General features: G+C 69.5%; 17 protein-coding genes, 1 tRNA gene and 1 pseudogene. 13 read left to right on the top strand and 6 right to left on the bottom strand.

Going from position 1 to position 20,289, the window contains the following annotated elements; translation table 11 throughout:
• The 3 genes and pseudogenes from ACIHFB_RS16760 to ACIHFB_RS16750 all read left to right on the top strand — a co-directional run.
• Nucleotides 1–165: pseudogene (locus ACIHFB_RS16760) on the top strand (formyl-CoA transferase); the annotation flags it as partial.
• 144 nt (nucleotides 166–309) lie between these two features.
• Nucleotides 310–2,628 carry an FdhF/YdeP family oxidoreductase gene (locus ACIHFB_RS16755; RefSeq protein WP_400127138.1) on the top strand — a complete coding sequence of 773 codons (2,319 nt, stop codon included), beginning with the start codon at nucleotides 310–312 and terminating at the stop codon, nucleotides 2,626–2,628.
• Nucleotides 2,629–2,672: 44 nt separating this feature from the next.
• The gene (locus ACIHFB_RS16750; RefSeq protein ID WP_365286493.1) at nucleotides 2,673–3,224 is read left to right on the top strand and encodes a carbonic anhydrase; all 552 of its coding nucleotides are present in this window, start codon (nucleotides 2,673–2,675) and stop codon (nucleotides 3,222–3,224) included.
• A gap of 32 nt (nucleotides 3,225–3,256) precedes the next feature.
• On the opposite strand, the gene ACIHFB_RS16745 is transcribed toward ACIHFB_RS16750, so the two are convergent.
• Nucleotides 3,257–3,949 carry a GntR family transcriptional regulator gene (locus tag ACIHFB_RS16745; protein WP_400127136.1) on the bottom strand — a complete coding sequence of 231 codons (693 nt, stop codon included), beginning with the start codon at nucleotides 3,947–3,949 and terminating at the stop codon, nucleotides 3,257–3,259.
• Nucleotides 3,950–4,181: 232 nt separating this feature from the next.
• Here ACIHFB_RS16745 and ACIHFB_RS16740 point away from each other — a divergent pair, with 232 nt between their 5' ends.
• Nucleotides 4,182–4,964 (top strand): acyl-CoA dehydrogenase family protein, encoded by a 783-nt coding sequence (locus tag ACIHFB_RS16740; RefSeq protein WP_365286497.1) that lies wholly within the window; start codon nucleotides 4,182–4,184, stop codon nucleotides 4,962–4,964.
• 27 nt (nucleotides 4,965–4,991) lie between these two features.
• On the opposite strand, the gene ACIHFB_RS16735 is transcribed toward ACIHFB_RS16740, so the two are convergent.
• A complete protein-coding gene (locus ACIHFB_RS16735; RefSeq protein WP_365286499.1) occupies nucleotides 4,992–5,681 on the bottom strand; it encodes a GntR family transcriptional regulator in 690 nt (229 codons plus the stop codon).
• A gap of 283 nt (nucleotides 5,682–5,964) precedes the next feature.
• Here ACIHFB_RS16735 and ACIHFB_RS16730 point away from each other — a divergent pair, with 283 nt between their 5' ends.
• From ACIHFB_RS16730 to ACIHFB_RS16710, 5 genes are all read left to right on the top strand, one after another.
• Nucleotides 5,965–6,441 carry a formate dehydrogenase subunit gamma gene (locus ACIHFB_RS16730; RefSeq protein WP_365286501.1) on the top strand — a complete coding sequence of 159 codons (477 nt, stop codon included), beginning with the start codon at nucleotides 5,965–5,967 and terminating at the stop codon, nucleotides 6,439–6,441.
• Nucleotides 6,441–8,054 carry a formate dehydrogenase beta subunit gene (locus ACIHFB_RS16725; RefSeq protein WP_400127133.1) on the top strand — a complete coding sequence of 538 codons (1,614 nt, stop codon included), beginning with the start codon at nucleotides 6,441–6,443 and terminating at the stop codon, nucleotides 8,052–8,054. The genes ACIHFB_RS16730 and ACIHFB_RS16725 overlap by 1 nt, the downstream gene beginning before the upstream one ends.
• Nucleotides 8,051–10,867, top strand: coding sequence for a formate dehydrogenase subunit alpha (gene fdhF / locus ACIHFB_RS16720; RefSeq protein WP_400127132.1), 2,817 nt, complete (start codon nucleotides 8,051–8,053; stop codon nucleotides 10,865–10,867). Before ACIHFB_RS16725 ends, fdhF begins: the two co-directional genes overlap by 4 nt.
• A gap of 31 nt (nucleotides 10,868–10,898) precedes the next feature.
• Nucleotides 10,899–11,081, top strand: coding sequence for a formate dehydrogenase subunit delta (locus tag ACIHFB_RS16715; protein ID WP_400127131.1), 183 nt, complete (start codon nucleotides 10,899–10,901; stop codon nucleotides 11,079–11,081).
• An 82-nt stretch (nucleotides 11,082–11,163) separates the two neighbouring features.
• Complete coding sequence (locus ACIHFB_RS16710) at nucleotides 11,164–12,087, top strand: LysR family transcriptional regulator (RefSeq protein ID WP_365286509.1); 924 nt, start codon at nucleotides 11,164–11,166, stop codon at nucleotides 12,085–12,087.
• A 95-nt stretch (nucleotides 12,088–12,182) separates the two neighbouring features.
• Here ACIHFB_RS16710 and ACIHFB_RS16705 read toward each other — a convergent pair whose 3' ends face one another.
• Nucleotides 12,183–13,763, bottom strand: a complete 1,581-nt coding sequence (locus tag ACIHFB_RS16705; protein WP_400127129.1) for a FadD7 family fatty acid--CoA ligase — start codon at nucleotides 13,761–13,763, stop codon at nucleotides 12,183–12,185.
• A 254-nt stretch (nucleotides 13,764–14,017) separates the two neighbouring features.
• Here ACIHFB_RS16705 and oxc point away from each other — a divergent pair, with 254 nt between their 5' ends.
• Nucleotides 14,018–15,769 (top strand): oxalyl-CoA decarboxylase, encoded by a 1,752-nt coding sequence (oxc, locus tag ACIHFB_RS16700; protein WP_400127128.1) that lies wholly within the window; start codon nucleotides 14,018–14,020, stop codon nucleotides 15,767–15,769.
• Nucleotides 15,770–15,827: 58 nt separating this feature from the next.
• On the top strand, nucleotides 15,828–17,084 hold the full coding sequence (gene frc, locus ACIHFB_RS16695; RefSeq protein ID WP_365286515.1) for a formyl-CoA transferase: 1,257 nt from the start codon (nucleotides 15,828–15,830) through the stop codon (nucleotides 17,082–17,084).
• A gap of 71 nt (nucleotides 17,085–17,155) precedes the next feature.
• Here the strand turns inward: frc and ACIHFB_RS16690 are convergent, their stop codons facing one another.
• Complete coding sequence (locus ACIHFB_RS16690; protein ID WP_365286517.1) at nucleotides 17,156–17,581, bottom strand: PAS domain S-box protein; 426 nt, start codon at nucleotides 17,579–17,581, stop codon at nucleotides 17,156–17,158.
• A gap of 171 nt (nucleotides 17,582–17,752) precedes the next feature.
• On the opposite strand from ACIHFB_RS16690, the gene ACIHFB_RS16685 reads away from it, so the two are divergent.
• Nucleotides 17,753–17,837, top strand: a tRNA-Leu gene (locus ACIHFB_RS16685).
• A gap of 103 nt (nucleotides 17,838–17,940) precedes the next feature.
• Here ACIHFB_RS16685 and ACIHFB_RS16680 read toward each other — a convergent pair.
• Nucleotides 17,941–18,942: a zinc-binding dehydrogenase gene (locus ACIHFB_RS16680; protein WP_400127127.1), complete on the bottom strand. Its 1,002-nt coding sequence runs from the start codon at nucleotides 18,940–18,942 to the stop codon at nucleotides 17,941–17,943.
• A gap of 358 nt (nucleotides 18,943–19,300) precedes the next feature.
• On the opposite strand from ACIHFB_RS16680, the gene ACIHFB_RS16675 reads away from it, so the two are divergent.
• The gene (locus tag ACIHFB_RS16675) at nucleotides 19,301–19,441 is read left to right on the top strand and encodes a hypothetical protein (RefSeq protein ID WP_400127125.1); all 141 of its coding nucleotides are present in this window, start codon (nucleotides 19,301–19,303) and stop codon (nucleotides 19,439–19,441) included.
• A gap of 130 nt (nucleotides 19,442–19,571) precedes the next feature.
• Here the strand turns inward: ACIHFB_RS16675 and ACIHFB_RS16670 are convergent, their stop codons facing one another.
• Entirely contained in the window at nucleotides 19,572–20,273 is a 702-nt protein-coding gene (locus ACIHFB_RS16670) for a TetR/AcrR family transcriptional regulator (protein WP_400127123.1), read from the bottom strand.
• Nucleotides 20,274–20,289 lie beyond the last annotated feature (16 nt).

The following is a 20,289-nucleotide window of genomic DNA, read 5'->3' as shown; positions in this document are numbered from 1 at the left end:
CGCGGCCCCTTCACCACCGTCGGCAACCCCCTCAAACTCTCCGACTCCCCCGCCGACATCACCACCCCACCCCTCCTCGGCCAACACAACGAAGAAATCCTCATCGGTGAACTCGGCATCCCACAGGACGAATTGGCGCAGCTCAAAGCACAGGGCGTGATCTGACCGCTTGATAGGCACCGTTTATCAACTGGAAGTTGTTCTGTCTTTGACTACCGCTCACGGCCCGGCCGAAGCTGATCTCGAAGCGGTCACGGCGTCGGATCCGCCGTACGCGCGAGAGCGGCAGAAAGGCACAGAGGCCAGATCATGAGCACCATCGAAGACCCGGCGGAAGACGGCCTGGAGGTCACCCCGCCCAAGACCTGGGCGACCGGACTGCCCGCCGTGACGCACGCGATGCAGTACTCGCTCGGCCAGACATCGGTCCGGCGAACGGCGCTGACCCTGCTGAACATCAACCAGACCAAGGGGTTCGACTGCCCCGGCTGTGCCTGGCCGGAACCCGCGCCGGGCGAGCGGGCGAAGAACGAGTACTGCGAGAACGGCGCCAAGCACATCAACGACGAGGCGACCTCGCGCCGGGTCACCGCGGACTTCTTCCGCGAGCACTCCGTCCCGGAGCTCGCGGAGAAGTCCGACTACTGGCTCAACCAGCAGGGCCGGCTGACCGAACCCATGGTCAAGCGGCCCGGCGCCGACCACTACGAGCCGATCGGCTGGGACGAAGCGCTCGGTCTGCTCGCCGAGGAACTGCGCGGCCTCGACTCACCCGACGAGGCCCTCTTCTACACCTCGGGCCGCCTCAACAACGAGGCCGCCTTCCTCCTCCAGCTCCTCGCCCGCGCCTACGGCACGAACAACCTGCCCGACTGCAGCAACATGTGCCACGAGTCCAGCGGCTCCGCACTCCAGGAGACGCTGGGCATCGGCAAGGGCAGCGTGAGCCTGGACGACATCCACCACTGCGACCTCGTGTTCGTGGTGGGCCAGAACCCGGGGACCAACCATCCGCGGATGCTCTCCGCCCTGGAGGAGACCAAACTCAACGGCGGCCGCGTCGTCGCCGTGAACCCGCTGCCCGAGGCCGGGCTGATCCGGTTCAAGCATCCGCAGAAGGCCCGCGGAATCATCGGGCACGGCACCCCCATCGCCGACCGGTTCCTGCAGATCCGGCCCGGTGGCGACCTCGCACTCTTCCAGGCGCTGAACCTGCTGTTGCTGGAGGCGGAGGACGCCAGGCCGGGAGAGGTCCTGGACCACGGGTTCATCGCGGCGCACACGACGGGCTTCGACGACTTCGTCGCAGCGGCACGCAAGGCGTCCTGGGACGACATCCTCGACGCCACCGGGCTGACCCGCGAAGAGATCGAGGCCGTAGCGGAGTTGGTGCTGCGCAGCGAACGGGTCATCGTCTGCTGGGCGATGGGGCTGACGCAGCACAAGCACGCCGTCCCCACCATCCGTGAGGTCGTCAACTTCCTTCTGCTGCGCGGCAACATCGGCAGGCCCGGAGCGGGCGTCTGCCCGGTGCGCGGTCACAGCAACGTGCAGGGCGACCGGACCATGGGCATCTGGGAACGGATGCCGCAGGAGTTCCTGGACGCCCTGGAGCGCGAGTTCGCCTTCACCCCGCCCGCCGCGCACGGCCTGGACTCGGTGGACGCCATCCGGGCCATGCGCGACGGTGATGCCAAGGTCTTCCTCGGAGTCGCGGGAAACTTCGTCCGGGCCACACCCGACAGCGAGGTCACCGAACGGGCGATGCGGCGCTGCCGGCTCACCGCACACATCTCCACCAAGCTCAACCGCTCCCACACCGTCTGCGGCGACACCGCGCTGATCCTTCCGACCCTCGGCCGCAGCGACCGCGACATCCAGAAGGGCGGTGAGCAGTTCGTCACCGTCGAGGACTCCATGAGCGAGGTGCACGCCTCGCGCGGCCGACTGCATCCGGCCTCCCCGCACCTGCTCAGCGAAGTCGCGATCATCTCGCGACTGGCCCGGCGCACCCTGGGGAACCGGCCGGCCATCCCCTGGGAGAAGTTCGAGGCCGACTACGACACGATCCGGGACCGCATCTCCAGGGTCGTGCCGGGCTTCGAGGACTTCAACGCCCGCGTGGCCCGGCCGGGCGGCTTCCGGCTGCCCAATCCGGTGAACGAGGGGGTGTTCCCCACCCCGAGCGGCAGGGCCGTGTTCACCCGCAACGACTTCGAGATGCCGCACGTCCCCGCGGGCCATCTGCTGCTCCAGACCCTGCGCTCCCACGACCAGTGGAACACCGTCCCGTATGCGATGAACGACCGCTACCGGGGCATCCACAACGCCCGCCGGGTCGTCCTCGTCAACCCCGCCGACCTGGAGGCGCTCGGCCTCGCCGACCGCAGCGAGGTGGACCTGGTGAGCGTGTGGCGCGACGGGGCCGAACGCCGGGCGGAGAGCTTCCGGGTGGTCGCCTATCCGACCACTCCCGGTTCGGCCGCGGCCTACTACCCCGAGACCAACGTCCTCGTGCCGTTGGACAGCGTGGCCGACATCAGCAACACCCCTACGTCGAAGGGCGTCGTGGTCCGACTGGAAGCGGTCCGTCAGGACGCGGTCCGTCGGGAAGCGGCGCACACCTAACCCCTGGCACGTGTTTCCAACCGACCGGAGTGAGGTAGCCCAGCATGTCGACACCAGCACCCCGTTTCGTACAGCCCGACCGAACCGCTCCCCGCGTCGGTACGGTCACCGACCGGCTCGTGGAAGCCAACCGCGCCTACGCCGCCGGATTCGTCGACCCCGGAAAGGACGCCCGTCCGGTCCTGCGCGTGGCCGTCGTGGCCTGCATGGACGCCCGTATCGACCTGCACGCGGCGCTCGGCCTGGAGCTGGGCGACTGCCACACCGTCCGCAACGCCGGTGGTGTGGTGACCGACGACACGATCCGCTCCCTGACCATCAGCCAGCGTGCGCTGGGCACCCGTAGCGTCATACTCATCCACCACACCGGCTGCGGTCTGCAGACCCTGACGGAGGAGTTCCGGCACGAGTTGGAGATGGAGGTCGGCCAGCGGCCGGCCTGGGCGGTGGAAGCCTTCCGGGACGTCGACCAGGACGTACGGCAGTCGATGCAGCGCGTGCGGACCTCGCCGTTCCTGCCGCACACCGATGACGTCCGGGGCTTCGTCTTCGACGTGACCACCGGGCTGCTGCGGGAGATCGACCCGCGGCCCTGAGCCACCGCCCCGACCCGGGCCCCGTCCGCGCGTCAGACGCTCTGGCCGGTCACCGCGGCGATCTGCCGGCAGTAGAAGTCGGTGGTGTTCCGCGTGTGCCGGCGCATGAGCTCCTCCGCGCGGTCGGGGTCGCCGTCGGCGACCGCCTCGATGATCCGGGCGTGCTCGCTCCAGGCGTCCTGGCCGCGCGGCTTGGCGATCGGCATGTAGTACCAGCGCACGCGCCGGTCGACCTGGGGGATGAGTTCGGCGAGGACCGCGTTGCGGGAGAGGCGCGTGATGTGGGTGTGCAGGGCGGCGTTGGCCTCCACGATCGCCCGGGCGTCGCCGGCCGCCAGGGCGGTGAGGCCGGTCTGCTGGAGTTCCCACAGCCGGGCCACGTCGTCGGGAGTGGCGTGCTGGGCGGCGCCGCGCGCGGAGTGGGTCTCGAGGAGCCCCCGGACGCTGAGCAGCTGGGCGCATTCCTCCGTGGTGGGGGAGTGGACGAAGGCGCCCTGCGAGGGGCGCAGATCGACCCAGCCGGTCGTGTGCAGCCGTTGCAGCGCCTCACGTATCGGCTGGCGGCTGACTCCCAGCTGCTCGGCGAGTTCGGCCTCGACGAGGTGCTGGCCGGGTTTGAGCGAACCGTTGATGATCAGTTCCGTCAGGGCGTCGTAGACCGCCTGACGCAGTGGGGCGGGCCGACTGATCGGGCCGCGGGCTGCCACGGTGGGTGTGTCGGGCATGGGCCTTCCCTCCGTCGTTCGAGCGCTGACGCCAAGCCATCGTCGCCAATGATCGGCTACGGGATACTGAGTTTAGTATGCAATAGCCACTTCCGCTCGGCTCTCGCCGGGAAATCGCGCGCCTCGCGGAATTCGCTCAGTCCTGCCTCTGGCGCCTGACGCTGGATGCAGAATACTGTATGCAGCCATCGCCTGGCAGTGGACCAGAAGTCGTTCCCGAGGGGGTCACCCCGTGTCGTACCGCACCGCTCTCTCAGAAGTCCTGACCAGTGTCATCGAACCCACCGCCGCAGTGACCGGCGCCAAGGGCAGGTTCCCCCGCTCCGCAGTGACCGCCCTCGGCAGCGCCGGGCTGTTGGGGCTCACCCTTTCCAGCGAATTCGGCGGTGGTGGACGCGGGCTGCCCGAAGCCGTCGAGGTGGTGGCACGAACAGCGCGCGTCTGCCCGGCGACGGCGGCCGTGCTCCAGTCCCACTACACGGCGGTCGCCGTCATCGACTCGTACGGCAGCCCCTGGATGCGAGGTGAGATCGCCGCCGGACGCCACCTCAGCAGCCTTGCTCTCGCCGAGGCGGAGACGGACCAACTCCTGGTGCCGTGCTCCACCGCCGCCCGCTCCGGTGACGTGGCCGCACTGCGGGGACGCAAGCACCAGGTGGTCGCGGCGGGAGAGGCCGACAGTTATGTCTGGTCCTCCCAGCCGCTTGCCGCACCGGACGGCCTGACCCTGTGGGTGGTGCCGGCGCATGCTCCGGATCTGTTCGTCCCGGCCCGGCCCGGCGGCGTGGGGCCCGGCGGCAGTGCGACGTCCACGGTGTTCGCCGATCCGGTGCTGGTGCCTGCCGACGCGATGCTCGGCGAGGACGGCGGCGGGCTCGACACCGTACTGCGCACGGTGCTTCCGTGGCTGCTCGAACTGCGGGCCGCCGCCGGTTCCGGAGCTCTGAGGCGGCCCGCCGTCGACGCCTCCCCCGGAACCGCTCGCCGTCCCGCCGGCTCCCTCGCGTCGTCCTGAATCGCGCCCGGGGTGGTTTCGGCGGTGTCAGTCCTGGCTCGTTCTAGCGGCGATCTGCCTGCGGTAGAAGTCGGTCGTGCGCTCGGTGTGCCTGCGCATGATCTCGCCCGCGCGGTCCGCGTCGCCCTTGGCGATGGCCTTGATGAGCTGGGAGTGCTCGTTCCAGGCCTCCTTGCCGCGGGGCTTGGCGATGGGGGTGTAGTACCAGCGCACCTTCTGGCCGACCTGGCCGATCAGCTCGGCCAGTACGGCGTTGTCCGCCACGGAGATGATGAAGTCGTGCAGGGCGGTGTTGGCCGCGACCAGGCGTTCGGCGTCACCGTCGGCGAGAGCGGCGATGCCTTCCAACTGGAGTTCGTCAAGGCGCTCGACGTCCTCGGGCTTGGCGTTCTGCGCGGCGAGCTGGGCCGAGTAGGTTTCCAGTACCGAGCGGACACCGAGGAGCTGGGCGGCCTCCTCCTCGGTGGGGGAGTGCACGAAGGCTCCCTGGGCGGGGCGCAGGTCGACCCAGCCGGAGGTCTGCAGGCGCTGGAGGGCCTCGCGAACCGGCTGGCGGCTGACACCGAGGTGCTCGGCGAGTTCGGCCTCGACCAGGTGCTGGCCGGGCTTGAGCGAACCGTTGATGATCAGCTCGGTGAGGGCGTCGTACACGGCCTGACGCAGCGGTGCCGGGCGGGTGACGCGCCGGGACGCTGCGGCCGTGAGTGCCTCGCGCATGGTTGTCCCGTTCTGCCGCCGGGCCTCGGGGGCGGCGGCTTTGCCAAGTGGTGGCCGCCGAGGGGTTGCCGACGGGCGGCGCAAGCATACAGGTTTTGGTATGCAGGATGGCGTGTGCAGTCGCTGGCGAGACCCTGGTCGGTGGCCTTTCGGGGTGTACCTGCGCCGGGTGCCGCATCGCATCTTTCTCGATTGAGTTCTGTATACAGAAGCCTGTATGGGGTATTGTTTCAGTCTCCTGCAACCCTCGCCGGGGACCCGTGTGACGGAAGGCGAAGCGATCATGACGACCAGCGGGAGTGATGTGACGGTCGAGAGCGTGGTCCGGAGGGTGGTGGCCCGGCACCAGGGCCAACGCGGTGCGCTGCTGCCCGTACTGCACGCCGTTCAGGCCGAGTTGGGCCATGTGCCGCAGGAGGCGATCCCGGTACTCGCCGACGAGCTCAACCTCTCCCGCGCGGACGTCCACGGAGTGGTGACCTTCTACCACGACTTCCGCCGTGAGCCTGCGGGACGCAGCACGGTGCGCATCTGCCGCGCCGAGGCCTGCCAGGCCCTGGGAGCCGACCGGCTGGTGAGCTACGCGCGTGAGGCCGGACTGACGCTGGGGGAGACGACGGTGGACGGTTCCGTCACCGTCGAGCAGGTCTTCTGCCTCGGCAACTGCGCACTCGGGCCGTCGGTGGAGGCCAACGGCCGACTGTACGGACGCGTCGGCCCCGCCCGGCTGGGCTCGATCCTCAACGGGACGGTCTCCTGATGACCAACACTTCGCACTCCATGGCGACGGTCTACGTCCCCCGCGACTCGGCGGCGAAGTCCGTCGGAGCGGACGAGGTCGCGCAGGCGTTCCAAGACGCCTCCCGTCACGGGGACTTCGCCATCGACGTCGTACGCAACGGATCGCGCGGCCTGCTGTGGCTGGAGCCGATGGTCGAGGTCGTGACCCCGCAGGGCCGGGTCGGCTACGGCCCCGTGGCCCCGGAGGACGTGGCCGGACTCCTGGCCTCCGGCATGCTCGACGGGGCGGACCACCCCCTGCGGCTCGGCCTCGTGGACGAACTCCCCTGGCTGGCCCGCCAGAACCGTGTCACCTTCGCCAGAGTCGGAGTCACCGACCCGCTGTCCACGGAGGACTACGAGGCGCACGGCGGCCTCGCGGGACTGCGGACCGCACTCGGGATGGCGCCCGCGGACGTCGTCGCGGAGGTCACCGCATCCGGACTGCGCGGCCGGGGCGGCGCCGGATTCCCCGCCGGCATCAAGTGGAAGACCGTGCTGGAGTGCGCCGACGAGCTGAAGTTCGTCTGCTGCAACGCCGACGAGGGCGACAGCGGGACCTTCGCCGACCGCATGGTCATGGAGGGCGACCCGTTCATGCTCATCGAGGGCATGACGATCGCCGCGCACGCGGTCGGTGCGAGCGAGGGCTACTTCTACATCCGCTCCGAATACCCGGACGCGATCGCCACGATGCGCTCGGCGATCGCGATTGCACGCGAGCACGGCTGGCTCGGCAAGGGCATCCTCGGCTCCGCGCTCGACTTCGACCTGCACGTCCGCGTCGGCGCCGGCGCGTACATCTGCGGCGAGGAGACCTCCATGCTGGAGAGCCTGGAGGGCAAGCGCGGCATGGTCCGGGCGAAGCCGCCGATCCCCGCGATCGAGGGTCTGTTCGGGAAACCCACCGTGGTGAACAACGTCCTCACGCTGGCCACCGTGCCCGTCGTCCTCGCCGAGGGCGCGAAGGCGTACCAGGAACTCGGCGTCGAACGCTCCCGAGGCACCCAGGTGTTCCAGCTCGGCGGCAACATCGCGCGCGGAGGCATCGTGGAGACCGCCTTCGGGATCACTCTGCGCGAACTCATAGAGGAGTACGGCGGCGGCACCCACTCCGGACGTCCGGTACGGACCGTGCAGGTCGGCGGGCCGCTGGGGGCGTATCTGCCGGAGTCGATGTTCGACCTGCCGATGGACTACGAGGCGTTCGCGGCGGCCGGTGCGATGGTCGGCCACGGCGGCATCGTCGTCTTCGACGACACCGTCGACATGGCCGCCCAGGCGCGTTTCGCGATGGAGTTCTGCGCCGAGGAGTCCTGCGGCAAGTGCACGCCGTGCAGGGTCGGTTCCGTGCGCGGCGTCGAGGTCATCGACAAGATCGTGGCCGGAACGCACCGCGACGAGAACCTCGCCCTCCTCGAAGACCTGTGCGACCTGATGACCGAGGGTTCGCTGTGCGCGATGGGCGGGCTGACACCGATGCCCGTCCGCAGCGCCCTCGCCCACTTCCCCGACGACTTCCACGGCGGCCGTCGACTCCTGGAGATCCAACCCGTACGACCGAACGGCGTGACGACGGAGGGCACGGCATGACACTCCTCAAGGAACCCGACTTCGGAACCCCCGAGCGGCCCGGACCGGCGACCGTGTCGGTGGAGGTGGACGGTCTGCCGGTGACCGTCCCCGAGGGCACGTCGGTGATGCGCGCGGCCGCGCAGGCCGGCGTCGAGATACCCAAACTGTGCGCCACCGACAGCCTTGAGGCGTTCGGCTCGTGCCGGCTGTGCGTGGTGGAGATCGACGGCCGGCGCGGCACCCCGGCGTCCTGCACCACACCGTGCGCCGACGGGATGAAGGTGAGCACCCAGACACCGAAGGTGGAGAAGCTCCGCCAGGGCGTCATGGAGCTCTACATCTCCGACCACCCGCTGGACTGCCTCACCTGCCCCGCCAACGGCGACTGCGAACTCCAGGACATGGCAGGCGTGGTGGGCCTCAGGCAGGTCCGGTACGGCTACGAGGGCGCCAACCACCTCGACGCCGAGAAGGACACCTCCAACCCCTACTTCGACTTCGACCCCTCCAAGTGCATCGCCTGCTCCCGCTGTGTGCGGGCCTGCGGCGAGGTGCAGGGCACGTTCGCGCTGACCATCGAGGGGCGCGGGTTCGAGTCCAAGGTCGCGGCGGGCGCCGGCGAGACCTTCATGGACTCCGAATGCGTCTCCTGCGGGGCGTGCGTGCAGGCCTGTCCGACGTCGACGCTCCAGGAGAGGTCGGTCGTCGAACTAGGCATGCCCACCAGGTCAGTTGTGACGACTTGCGCGTACTGCGGAGTCGGCTGCTCCTTCAAGGCCGAGCTGCGCGGCGACGAACTCGTGCGCATGGTGCCGTACAAGGACGGCGGCGCGAACGAGGGCCACTCCTGTGTGAAGGGCCGCTTCGCCTTCGGCTACGCCACCCACCCCGACCGCGTCCTGAGGCCCATGGTCCGCGACCGCATCACCGACCCCTGGCGCGAGGTCGAGTGGGACGAGGCGATCGGCACCGTCGCCCGCCGCATGCGCGAGATCCAGGACAGCCACGGATCGAGCGCGGTCGGCGCCATCACCTCCTCGCGCTGCACCAACGAAGAGGTCTACGTCGTACAGAAGATGGTCCGCGCGGCCTTCGGCAACAACAACGTCGACACCTGCGCCCGCGTCTGCCACTCCCCGACGGGATACGGCCTCAAGCAGACCTTCGGCGAGTCCGCCGGCACCCAGGACTTCCGCTCGGTGGCCGAGGCCGACGTCATCATGGTGATCGGCGCCAACCCCACCGACGGGCACCCGGTGTTCGCCTCCCGGATGAAGCGCCGGCTGCGCGAGGGCGCCCAGCTCATCGTCGTCGACCCCCGCCGCATCGACCTCGTGCGCTCGCCCCACATCGAGGCCCAGCACCACCTCCAGCTCAGGCCGAGCACCAACGTCGCCGTCGTCAACGCCATGGCGCACGTCGTCGTCACCGAAGGCCTGGTCGACCGATCCTTCGTCGACGCCAGGTGCGAAGGCTTCGACGACTGGGCGGAGTTCATCGCACGCCCCGAAAACAGCCCCGAGGCGGTCGAACCGATCACCGGCGTCCCGGCCGAGGAACTCCGTGCCGCCGCGAGGCTGTACGCCGAAGCGCCCAACGGGGCCATCTACTACGGCCTCGGCGTCACCGAGCACAGCCAGGGCTCGACCATGGTCATGGGAATGGCGAACCTCGCGATGGCCTGCGGAAACATCGGCCGCGACGGCGTCGGCGTCAACCCGCTGCGCGGCCAGAACAACGTGCAGGGCTCCTGCGACATGGGCTCCTTCCCGCACGAACTCCCCGGCTACCGGCATGTCTCCGACGACGCCGTACGCACCGTGTTCGAGAACCTCTGGGGCGGAACCCTCCTCCCCGAGCCGGGACTTCGCATCCCGAACATGTTCGACGCGGCGATCGACGGCACCTTCCGCGGCCTGTTCGTCCACGGCGAGGACATCGCCCAGTCGGACCCGAACCTCAAGCACGTCACCGCGGCCCTCGAAGCGATGGAACTGGTCGTCGTACAGGACCTGTTCCTCAACGAGACGGCCAAGTTCGCGCACGTCTTCCTGCCCGGCGCGTCCTTCCTGGAGAAGGACGGCACGTTCACCAACGCCGAACGCCGCATCAACCGGGTGCGCGCGGTGATGAAGCCGAAGACGGGCAAGCACGAGTGGCAGATCGTCAGCGAGATCGCCACCGCCATGGGCTATGAGATGTCGTACGACCATCCGAGCCAGATCATGGACGAAATCGCCTCCGTCACACCGACGTTCACCGGCGTCTCCTTCGAGGTGCTGGACAAGCTCGGCAGCGTCCAGTGGCCGTGCAACGAGGAGGCCCCGGAAGGGACGCCCATCATGCACGTGGACGAATTCGTGCGCGGGAAGGGCAAGTTCGTGGTCACCTCCTACGTCCCGACGAACGAGCGCAGCACCCGCCGATTCCCGCTGGTGCTCACCACGGGACGCATCCTCAGCCAGTACAACGTCGGCGCGCAGACCCGCCGTACCGGCAATGTCGCCTGGCATCCCGAGGACATCCTGGAACTGCACCCCCACGACGCCGAGGACCGCGGCATCACCGACGGCGACATGGTCACCCTGGCCAGCCGTGTCGGGCAGACGACCCTGCGCGCGGAGATCTCCGACCGGATGCCGACCGGCGTCGTGTACACCACCTTCCACCACCCTGTCACCGGCGCCAACGTGGTGACCACCGAGAACTCCGACTGGGCCACCAACTGCCCGGAGTACAAGGTGACCGCCGTACAGGTGGCGCTCGCGCGCCCGGACCGGCACAGCGACACCGAAGTCACGGCGAACGACCTCGTCACGGTGGTGGACTGAGATGCCGGCGACCGTGCCGTCGGAGCTCAGGATGGCGAACGACATCGCCGCGAACCTCGGACATCTGCCCAGGGAGCGGGCCGCCGAGGAAGTCGCGGGGCACATCGGCAGGTTCTGGGACCCGCGCATGCGGACCAGGCTGTACGAGCTCGTCGACGCCGGAGCCGACGGCCTTGACCCCCTGGTGGTGGCGGCCGTGAAGCTCCTGCGCTGAAACGTGTGCCCACCTCGTCCCGCGCCGGAGTTCCGTATGCTCGCACGAAGATCGCGGGAGCCTCGCTCGAAGGGAGTCGTTCATGCTGTTCAGGCAGCTCGAATACTTCGTGGCGGTGGCGAGGGAGCGGCACTTCGCCCGGGCGGCGGAATCCTGCTACGTGTCCCAGCCTGCGCTCTCGGCGGCGATCGCCAAGCTGGAGCGGGAGCTGAACGTCACCCTGATCAACCGCGGGCACAACTACCAGGGCCTCACCCCGGAGGGCGAACGGCTCGTCGTGTGGGCCAAGCGGATCCTCGCCGAACAGGACGCGTTCAAGGCCGAGGTGGCCGCCGTGCAGTCGGGCATCACGGGGACGCTGCGGCTCGGCACGGACCCCACCGCGTCGACGACCCTGGCGCTGCCCGTGGCCGCGTTCTGTGCTGCGCACCCGCTGGCCAAGGTGCAGGTCCGTTCCCGGCTCTCGACGAAGGAACTCCACCGTCAGCTGCGGGACTTCGAGCTGGACGTGGCGATCGCCCACTTCGATCCCGGCGACCAGGAAGGGCTGCAGGTCGTTCCGCTGTACCAGGAGCGGTACATGCTGCTGGTGTCGGACGACCAGTTGACCTCGCAGGCAGCCACCATGACCTGGGCGGACGCGGCCCAGCTGCCGCTCGCGCTGCTGACGCCCGATATGCGGATCCGGCAGATTGTAGACACCGTGTTCGCGGACAAGGGGTACGTGGTGACGCCGCAGGTGGAGACGGACTCGATCGCCTCCCTCTACGCGCACGTCGGCGGTGGGGGGTGGGCGAGCATCGTGCCGAACACCTGGCTGCGGGCGATGCCGGTGATCGGGCGGACCAGGGCGCTGCCGCTGGTCGACCCGGAGGCCGGGGCGCAGGTTTCGGTGGCGATCCATGCCGGGACGCCCGGGTCGGTCGCCGCGCGGGCGTTCGTCAACGCGGCGACCGGGTTGTCGCTGGACGACTTCTTCGACGGTCCGTTGCCGACCGGGCGCTGAACGCTCCGCCGGAGGGTTGTTCGTTTACCGCGGGCCCGGTGGGGGCTGGTCGCGCAGTTCTCCGCGCCCCTGAAGGGGCGCGTCCCGCGCCACCTTCAAGGCGTGTACAGGGCCTGTACCGCCTTCCGGTCCAAGCCCCCCTTCGCCGTGTGCGGCAGCCCCCCGACCAGCTCGATCCGGTCCGGCACCTCGAACGCGGCCAGGTGGTCGCGGCAGTACTGCAGGATCTCCTCCGGCCCGACGCTCTCGCCCTCGCGCACCACCACGGCGGCGCCGACCCGCTGTCCGTACGTCGTGTCGGGCGCGGCGAACACGGCAGCCTCGGCGACGCCCGGGCAACCGGCGAGGATGTCCTCGACGTACTCGGGTGAGATCTTCTCGCCGCCCCGGTTGATGAGGTTCTTGATCCGCCCGGTCAGGGACAGGTATCCGTCCTCGTCCAGTGCGCCCAGGTCACCGGTGTGCAGCCACCCGTCGACGAAGGTGTACGACGACTCGTCGCGGTCGGCGAGGTAGCCGCGGGCGACGGTGGGACCGTGCACCCACACCTCGCCCTCGACGCCCGCCGGACACGGACGCCCGCTGCGGTCCACGACCCGGACCTCGACCCCGGTCGCCCGGCCGACCGACCCCTGTTTCAGTGCTCCCCGCTGCGGCAGCGGCTCGCTGGTCGCCTGGTGCGTGGACTCGGTCATACCGTAGGCGGACAACAGCGGTGCGCCGAACGTCCGCTCCAGCGCCCGCTGCGTGGCGCTGTTGAGGGGTGCGCTGCAACTGCGTACGAACTTCAGCGGTGGCGCCTGCGGCCCCGGGTACTCCGTCTCCGACCGGTCCAGGAGGATCTCGTGGATGGTCGGGACCGCGGTGAACCAGGTGGCCGCGGCGGCCCGCATGTCGTCCCAGAACGTGCCCGCCGAGAACCGCCCCCGCTCGGGCAGCAGGACACAGCCCCCGCTGGCCAGGGAAGCGAGCAGGGCCGCGAACAACCCGTGGCCGTGGAAGAACGGCATCACCGCGACCGTCGCGTCACCGGGGCCCAACTCGTAGGTGGCGCAGATGGTGCGGACGGACGCGGCCACGTTGGCGTGGGTCAGCGGGACCATCTTCGCCCGGTCGGTGGTGCCGGCCGTGAACAGGACGAGGGCGTCGACGCCCGACAACTCGCCTGCGGCACCTCGCACTCGGGGCACGACGAGAACGCCCGGCTCCAGGACGACCGCCGCCGTTCCCGCGCGGGAGGCGTCCACCCGCAGGGGCCACGCCGGCACGGGCAGTGGGGCGTCGGCCTCGACCGGGCCGAGCAGGACGGCCCGCGCGCCCAACGCCTCCAGCCGCGCCGAGAGTTGGGAGCCGGGCAGTGCGGGGTCCAGCGGAGCGACCACCAGACCGGCGCGCGCCGCGCCGAGCAACGCGACGACGAACTCGGCGGTGTTGGCACAGATCAGGCCGACCGCATCGCCGCGGTGCAGTCCCGTGCCGCCGAGCCGGGACGCCACCTCGTCCGCGAGCGTCGCGAGAGCCCGGTAGGACAGGTGCACCCGCTCTCCGCCGACGACGAGGGCGCGGGCGTACGGGCGTTCGCGCACCTGTCGGTCGAGGAGATCGACGAGTCCGGTGACCGCCGGCGGCCGATACCGGTTCGCGTCGCGCACGGATGCCGCGGCCGGAGCGGCCATGACCCCACCTCCTCGCGCCCAGTCGGACGAAACCGTCCTCTGCGAGCCTGCGGTGGCGCACGGTGGGCGTCCAATACGTACTGGCGAACGGCCGATAGCAACCATCTATCAAGGGAGCTGCGACGCCCCCACCAGCCATCGATAGATGCTGTTTATCGGCTGGTCGCCGATGGGTCTTGGACGCGGGCGGGCGCCCTGCGGATGGTGAGAGGAGTAGCCGCACGGCAGGACCTGCCCAAGGAGGACCTCGGACCATGACCGCCCCCTCGACACTGGAGACCGCGGCAGCAGCCGACGTTCCGACCGAGCTCACCGACGGGTACCACCTGGTCGTCGACGCGCTCAAGATGAACGACGTCGACACCATCTACGGGGTGGTCGGCATCCCGATCACGGACCTGGCCCGCCTCGCGCAGGCACAGGGCATCCGCTACATCGGCTTCCGTCACGAGAGCAACGCCGGACACGCGGCGGCTGCCGCCGGCTACCTCACGAAGAAGCCGGGCGTGGCGCTGACCGTGTCGGCACCGGGCTTCCTCAACGGCCTTGTCGCGCTGGCGAACGCCACCACGAACTGCTTCCCGATGGTCCAGATCTCCGGCTCCAGCGAGCGCCATCTCGTCGACCTCAAGCAGGGCGACTACGAGGAGATGGACCAGCTCGCCGCCGCCCAGCCTTTCGTCAAGGCGGCCTACCGGGTGAGCCGGGTCGAGGACATCGGGCGCGGTATCGCCCGCGCGCTGCGCACCGCGATCTCCGGGCGCCCCGGCGGGGTCTACCTCGACATCCCCGCCGCGGTGCTCGGCTCCATCCTGCCCGCCGCGGACGGCGCCAGGACGCTGAGCCGGCTCGTCGACCCGGCGCCGCGCCAACTGCCCGCACCCGAGGCGGTGGACCGGGCGATCGAGCTCCTGGCGAGTGCCGAACGGCCGCTGGTGGTCCTCGGCAAGGGCGCCGCGTACGCCCAGGCGGACGCCAGGATCCGCGAGTTCATCGAGTCGACCGGCATCCCGTACGTACCGATGTCGATGGCGAAGGGCCTGCTGCCCGACAACCACCCGCAGTCCGCGGCCACCGCCCGTTCGATGGCGCTGAAGAAGGCCGACGTGGTGATGCTCGTCGGCGCCCGCCTCAACTGGCTGCTGAATCACGGCGAGGGGCCGTCGTGGAACCCCGACGCCAAGTTCGTCCAGGTGGACATCGAGCCCAGGGAGATGGACAGCAACCAGCCCATCGCGGCCCCGCTCGTCGGCGACATCGAGTCCGTACTCGACGCGCTTGCCGAGCGCACCAAGCCCGGCCAGATCACGGCTCCCGCCGCCTGGCGCGAGGAGTTGGGGGCACGTTCGGCGCAGAACGTCGCGAAGATGGCGAAGCGTCTTGAGGCCGACCCGCACCCCATGCAGTTCATGGGCGCCCTGAAGGCCGTACGCGATGTCATCCACACCCGTCCCGAGACCTACCTCGTCAACGAGGGCGCCAACGCGCTGGACATCGCACGCAACGTCATCGACATGCACGTACCGCGCCACCGCCTCGACAGCGGCACCTGGGGCGTCATGGGCATCGGTATGGGATATGCGATCGCCGCCGCCGTCGAGAGCGGCGCACCGGTCGTCGCCGTGGAGGGCGACAGCGCCTTCGGGTTCAGCGGCATGGAGCTGGAGACTATCTGCCGCTACAAGCTGCCCGTCGTCACGATCATCATGAACAACGGCGGTGTCTACCGGGGCGACGACGTCAACCCGCAGGGCGACGCACCGTCCCCGACGACCCTGATGCTCGCCGCCCGCCACGACCTGATGATCGAGGCGTTCGGCGGCAAGGGCTACCGCGCGACCACGCCCGCCGAAGTCACCGCCGCCCTCACCGAGGCACTGGCCTCCGACGGCCCGGCGCTCATCGACTGCGTGATCGACCCCTCGGCCGGCACCGAGAGCGGCCACATCTCGCACCTCAACCCGAAGGGCATCACCGTCGGCAACATCACGGCGGCGAAGAAGTAAGCGCCTTCACCCCCCAACTCCCTCCCCGCACGCGTTCATTCACGAGAAGGAAGCCAACATGAGTGAAAAGCCGCTCGCCGGAATCAAGGTGATCGACTTCACCGGGGTGCAGGCCGGTCCCGCATGCACCCAGATGCTCGCCTGGTTCGGCGCCGACGTCATCAAGGTCGAGCGCATCAACGGCGGCGACGTGACCCGCCAGCAGCTGCGGGACATCCCCGACCTCGACGCCCTGTACTTCACCATGCTCAACAGCAACAAGCGCTCGCTGGCCATCAACACCAAGACCCCCGAGGGCAAGGAGGTCATGGAGAAGCTGATCCGCGAGTCCGACATCCTCGTCGAGAACTTCGCGCCGGGCGCCATGGACCGCATGGGTCTGGGCTGGGACTACATCCACGAGCTGAACCCGCGGCTGATCTTCGGCTCGGTCAAGGGCTTCAACGACGCCTCGAAGTGGAACGACCTCAAGGTCTACGAGAACGTCGCCCAGGCCGCCGGCGGCGCCGCGTCCACCACCGGGTTCTGGGACGGCCCGCCCACCATCAGCGGCTCGGCCCTCGGTGACAGCAACACCGGTATGCACCTGATGATCGGCCTCCTCACGGCCATCATCCAGCGCAACCAGACCGGTGAGGGCCAGAAGGTCTCGGTGTCCATGCAGGACGCCTGCCTCAACCTCACCCGGGTCAAGCTCCGTGACCAGCAGCGCCTGGAGAGGGTCGGCTACCTGGAGGAGTACCCGCAGTACCCGCACGGCGAGTTCGGCGACGCGGTGCCCCGCGGCGGCAACGCCGGTGGCGGCGGGCAGCCGGGCTGGATCCTGAAGTGCAAGGGCTGGGAGACCGACCCCAATGCCTACATCTACTTCACGGTCCAGGAGCAGAACTGGAAGCGTACCGCCGAGGCCATCGGTCACCCCGAGTGGGTCGACGACCCGGAGTACACCACCGCCCGGGCCCGTCAGCCGCACATCATGGAGATCTTCGGCGAGATCGAGAAGTGGCTCGCCGACAAGACCAAGTACGAGGCGGTCGACATCCTGCGCGAGTGGGAGGTGCCCTGCGCCCCCGTGCTCAGCATGAAGGAGCTCGCCGAGGACGCCGACATGCGCGAGAGCGGCACGATCGTCGAGGTGGAGCAGAAGGAGCGCGGCACCTATCTGACCGTGGGCAGCCCGATCAAGTTCTCCGGCTGGAAGCCCGACATCAAGGGTGCGCCGCTGCTCGGCGAGCACACCGACGAGGTGCTCGCGGACCTCGGCTACGACGCGGACGACATCCGCAAGCTGCACGACGGCCAGGTCGTCGCCTGACGACAACGGGAGCGGCCGTGGCCTTCGGGCCACGGCCGCTCCCGTGCTGTGCGGTGTCGGCCGGGTGGGGCTCAGACCGTCGCCTCGGCCCGTCGCCGCATCAGCTCCCGCTCACGCTCGCGTCGCGCGGTGACATCCCGGATGACCGCTCCGCAGTACGCGCTGCCGTCCGGCGCCGGCAACAGCACCACGCTGAACTCGATGGACAGCTTGCGGCCGTCCGCGCCCAGCGCCGGAACGTTCAGCAGGTCCGCCTCCCCGTACTTGCTGGACCCGCGGTCCATGGCCTCCTGGAAGCCGTCCCAGTGACGCTTCCGGTGCTTCTCGGGGATGATCACATCCAGACTGCGGCCGGCCACGTCGTCCGCCGAGAAGCCGAAGATGCGCTCCGCCCCCCGGTTCCAGTAACGGATCAGTCCCTCGCCGTCGATGATCACGATGCCGTCGGGTGCCTGGGCGGCCATTCCCATCACCACTGCGGGATCCAGCTCTTCCATGTCGCCTCCGAGTCGGGGCCATTCGGTGGCGACAGTATACAGAATACTGTTGCCATGGGCATCGATAGCCCCTTCCGGACGACGGATATGCAGGTGAAGGCCACTCCGAAATCTTGGTATTGTTGTCCACGTCGCCGCGGGGAGCACCCCCGTCAAGGCGGCAGACACCTGGTCCGGGTGGCGGAATGGCAGACGCGCTAGCTTGAGGTGCTAGTGCCCTTTATCGGGCGTGGGGGTTCAAGTCCCCCCTCGGACACAGCATCACCCCATGACGCCCGTTTCGCGGGCAGGGGGAGCGGGCACCCGCTCCGGCTCCTGGCCGCGCGGGTGTTTTTTCGTTTCACCGGTTCTCTCAGGCCCTAATGCCGGACGCGGACGACGAGTTTGCCGGTGGCGCGGTCGTGCTCCATGTCGTCGTGGGCCTGCGGCATCTGCTCCAGGCCGTCGTAGACGCGGTCCACGGGGAAGGCCAGCCGGCCGGCCGCGACCGCGTCGAGGATCTCCTGGAAGGCTTCCCGAGGCAGGTCGGCGGCGTCGCCGAAGTAGCCCGCCAGACGCACACCCTTCGGCAGGTACTCGTTCGGGGAGAAGTCCCGCACCGTCCACTGGTTGGAGAGGCTGCCGCCGAAGCAGGCCGTGCCGTGCACGCGCACCGCGCGCAAAGTGTCGGGCAGGGTCGGCGTGCCGACGAGATCAAGGGCGGCGTCCACGCCCTCCGGGTACAGCTCGCGCATGGCGGGCGCGACCTCGCCGCTGTCGAGCAGAGGGTGGTCGACACCGCGCTCCTTCAGCGAAGCGAGGCGGCCGGCCCGCCGGGTGGTGGACAGCACCGTGGCGCCGCGCCATGCGGCCAGGGCGGCGGCTGCCAGGCCCACCGAGGAAGTACCGCCGCGGATCAGCAGCGACTGACCGGGCCTCAGGTCCAGGCCGACGGTGAGCGAGCCGTAGGCGGTCTGCACCATCTCCGGCAGGGCGCCCAGTACCTCCCAGGGCAGGTCGGTGTCGACGGGGATGACCTGGGACAGCGGCACCGACGTGTACTCCGCGTAGCCGCCGTCGTAGGTGCGCCCCATGTCGCCCATCATCGCGACGACCTTCTGTCCGGGAGCCAGCCCGCTGCCGGCCGGGGCCGCATCCACCGTGCCGGCGGCTTCGATACCCGGCACCCGGGGAAAGCTGACGCCCACGCTGACACCCAGCCGAAGCTTCAACTCCGAGCGGTTGAGGCCGAACGCCTCGACGCGGATGCGCACCCAGCCGTCTCTCTCGGGCGGCAGCGGGAGCGTCGTCAGCCGCAGGTTGTCCACGGGGCCGGGGGCGGAGAGCCGGACGGCGCGCATCGTGGTCGGCGAGGACGTCATGGGCCCGCCTTCTTCCCGGGGGTTGGGAGAGTCGGTCAGCGGTCGTCAACGTGCGGCCGCTGCGGCTGCATTCCCGGGTGTGAGTAGTTGAGGTAAAGGAAGTAGCGCCGAGATTGATCATGGCCGTGCACTGGGGATCTCGGTGTCCGGGCGGGGCCGGGGGACATCGGCGTTCTGGAGCGCGGCGAACTCCGCGCGGACCGCGCTTGCCGGCGGGGGTGATCAGGTCGGGCTGGATCTCCTCGACGGACTCGCCGCCCGCGTGGCGCCGGAGCACGGTGTCGAGCATGTCGTCGGTGATGACCGGGGGCTGCCGCCGTGCTTGCCCTTGCGGGCTGCAGTGTCGAGGTACTCCAGCGTGGACTCACGGATGTTCTCCCGCTCGGTCTCCGCCATCGCTCACGAACTCAACCACCGTCCGCGCGAGACCCACGGCTACCGCATTCCGGCAGAGGTCTACGCTGACCTCCTGAACAGCAGTGATGCGCTGACCGCTTGAGCTCGCCATCGTTTGCGCGAGACGGCATCCCGGGCCCGGATCTCACGTTGCCGACCGAGGAAGCTGTGATCGAGTCGGTCGGTCGTCTTCGCGTGGGTGAGATCAGTGCGGCGCGTCCGCGAGGTGGCGGTCAACGCGCGAGTTGATGCAGCCAGTCGTGCAGGAGCGCCGTTTCGGTCGGGCGAAGCGGGAGAGCAGGCCGGTCCGCGCCGGCGAGAGCGGCGTCGAGAGCGAGGGCGCGCGAGGCGAGGGTGGAGTCCCTCGCCGGGGGCGGGTCGGTGGTGAGGGAGTCGATGAGGGTGTCACGCATCCTCGCGGAGACCTCCATGTCGCGGTCGTCCTCGGGGGTGCCGATCAGCGACAGGGTGACCCCGGTGATGGCTGCCAGGGTGAGGCGGGCGGCGAGGGCGGGCGGTACCCGGAGGCGGCTGTCGTCGGCGGCGCGGTTGAGGAACTTCATCAGAAGTGCGTTGGCTTCCGCTGCGGCGGGCGGGCGGCGGCCGGGTCGATCGGCGCCGTACATCAGCAGGTAGAAGGCGGGATGCCGCAGGCCGAAGTCGACGTGCATGTCCCACCCGCGGCGCATGTCGTCGACCGGGTCGCCACTCTGCGTCAAGGTGTGCTTCCCGGCCAGATAGAGGTCGAAAGCGTGGATGGCCAGCGCCGAGAGGAGGCCTTCCTTGTCGCCGAAGAGCTGGTAGAGGGAGGCGGCCCGAATGCCCGCTGCCGCGGCGACGGCGCGGGTGGAGACGCCCTCTGCGCCCTCCCGCTCCAGGATGTCGGCCGCTACTTCGAGGATCTGCCGGCGGGTGCGGCTCTTCGCGTCGTCCACGGTTGCAATGCTACGG

The sequence above is a fragment of the Streptomyces sp. NPDC051963 genome, assembly GCF_044593495.1.
Classification (GTDB): domain Bacteria; phylum Actinomycetota; class Actinomycetes; order Streptomycetales; family Streptomycetaceae; genus Streptomyces.
Note: the sequence above shows the minus strand (reverse complement) of the source record. Positions and strands in the feature narration are given on the sequence as shown.

Coding starts and splice junctions, on each gene's coding strand:
- ACIHFB_RS16750 (WP_365286493.1), top strand. CDS start 2,673: ATGTCGACACCAGCACCCCGTTTCGTACAGCCCGACCGAACCGCTCCC.
- ACIHFB_RS16745 (WP_400127136.1), bottom strand. CDS start 3,949: ATGCCCGACACACCCACCGTGGCAGCCCGCGGCCCGATCAGTCGGCCC.
- ACIHFB_RS16690 (WP_365286517.1), bottom strand. CDS start 17,581: ATGGAAGAGCTGGATCCCGCAGTGGTGATGGGAATGGCCGCCCAGGCA.
- ACIHFB_RS16755 (WP_400127138.1), top strand. CDS start 310: ATGAGCACCATCGAAGACCCGGCGGAAGACGGCCTGGAGGTCACCCCG.
- oxc (WP_400127128.1), top strand. CDS start 14,018: ATGACCGCCCCCTCGACACTGGAGACCGCGGCAGCAGCCGACGTTCCG.
- frc (WP_365286515.1), top strand. CDS start 15,828: ATGAGTGAAAAGCCGCTCGCCGGAATCAAGGTGATCGACTTCACCGGG.
- ACIHFB_RS16710 (WP_365286509.1), top strand. CDS start 11,164: ATGCTGTTCAGGCAGCTCGAATACTTCGTGGCGGTGGCGAGGGAGCGG.
- ACIHFB_RS16735 (WP_365286499.1), bottom strand. CDS start 5,681: ATGCGCGAGGCACTCACGGCCGCAGCGTCCCGGCGCGTCACCCGCCCG.
- fdhF (WP_400127132.1), top strand. CDS start 8,051: ATGACACTCCTCAAGGAACCCGACTTCGGAACCCCCGAGCGGCCCGGA.
- ACIHFB_RS16730 (WP_365286501.1), top strand. CDS start 5,965: ATGACGACCAGCGGGAGTGATGTGACGGTCGAGAGCGTGGTCCGGAGG.
- ACIHFB_RS16715 (WP_400127131.1), top strand. CDS start 10,899: ATGGCGAACGACATCGCCGCGAACCTCGGACATCTGCCCAGGGAGCGG.
- ACIHFB_RS16680 (WP_400127127.1), bottom strand. CDS start 18,942: ATGACGTCCTCGCCGACCACGATGCGCGCCGTCCGGCTCTCCGCCCCC.
- ACIHFB_RS16725 (WP_400127133.1), top strand. CDS start 6,441: ATGACCAACACTTCGCACTCCATGGCGACGGTCTACGTCCCCCGCGAC.
- ACIHFB_RS16705 (WP_400127129.1), bottom strand. CDS start 13,763: ATGGCCGCTCCGGCCGCGGCATCCGTGCGCGACGCGAACCGGTATCGG.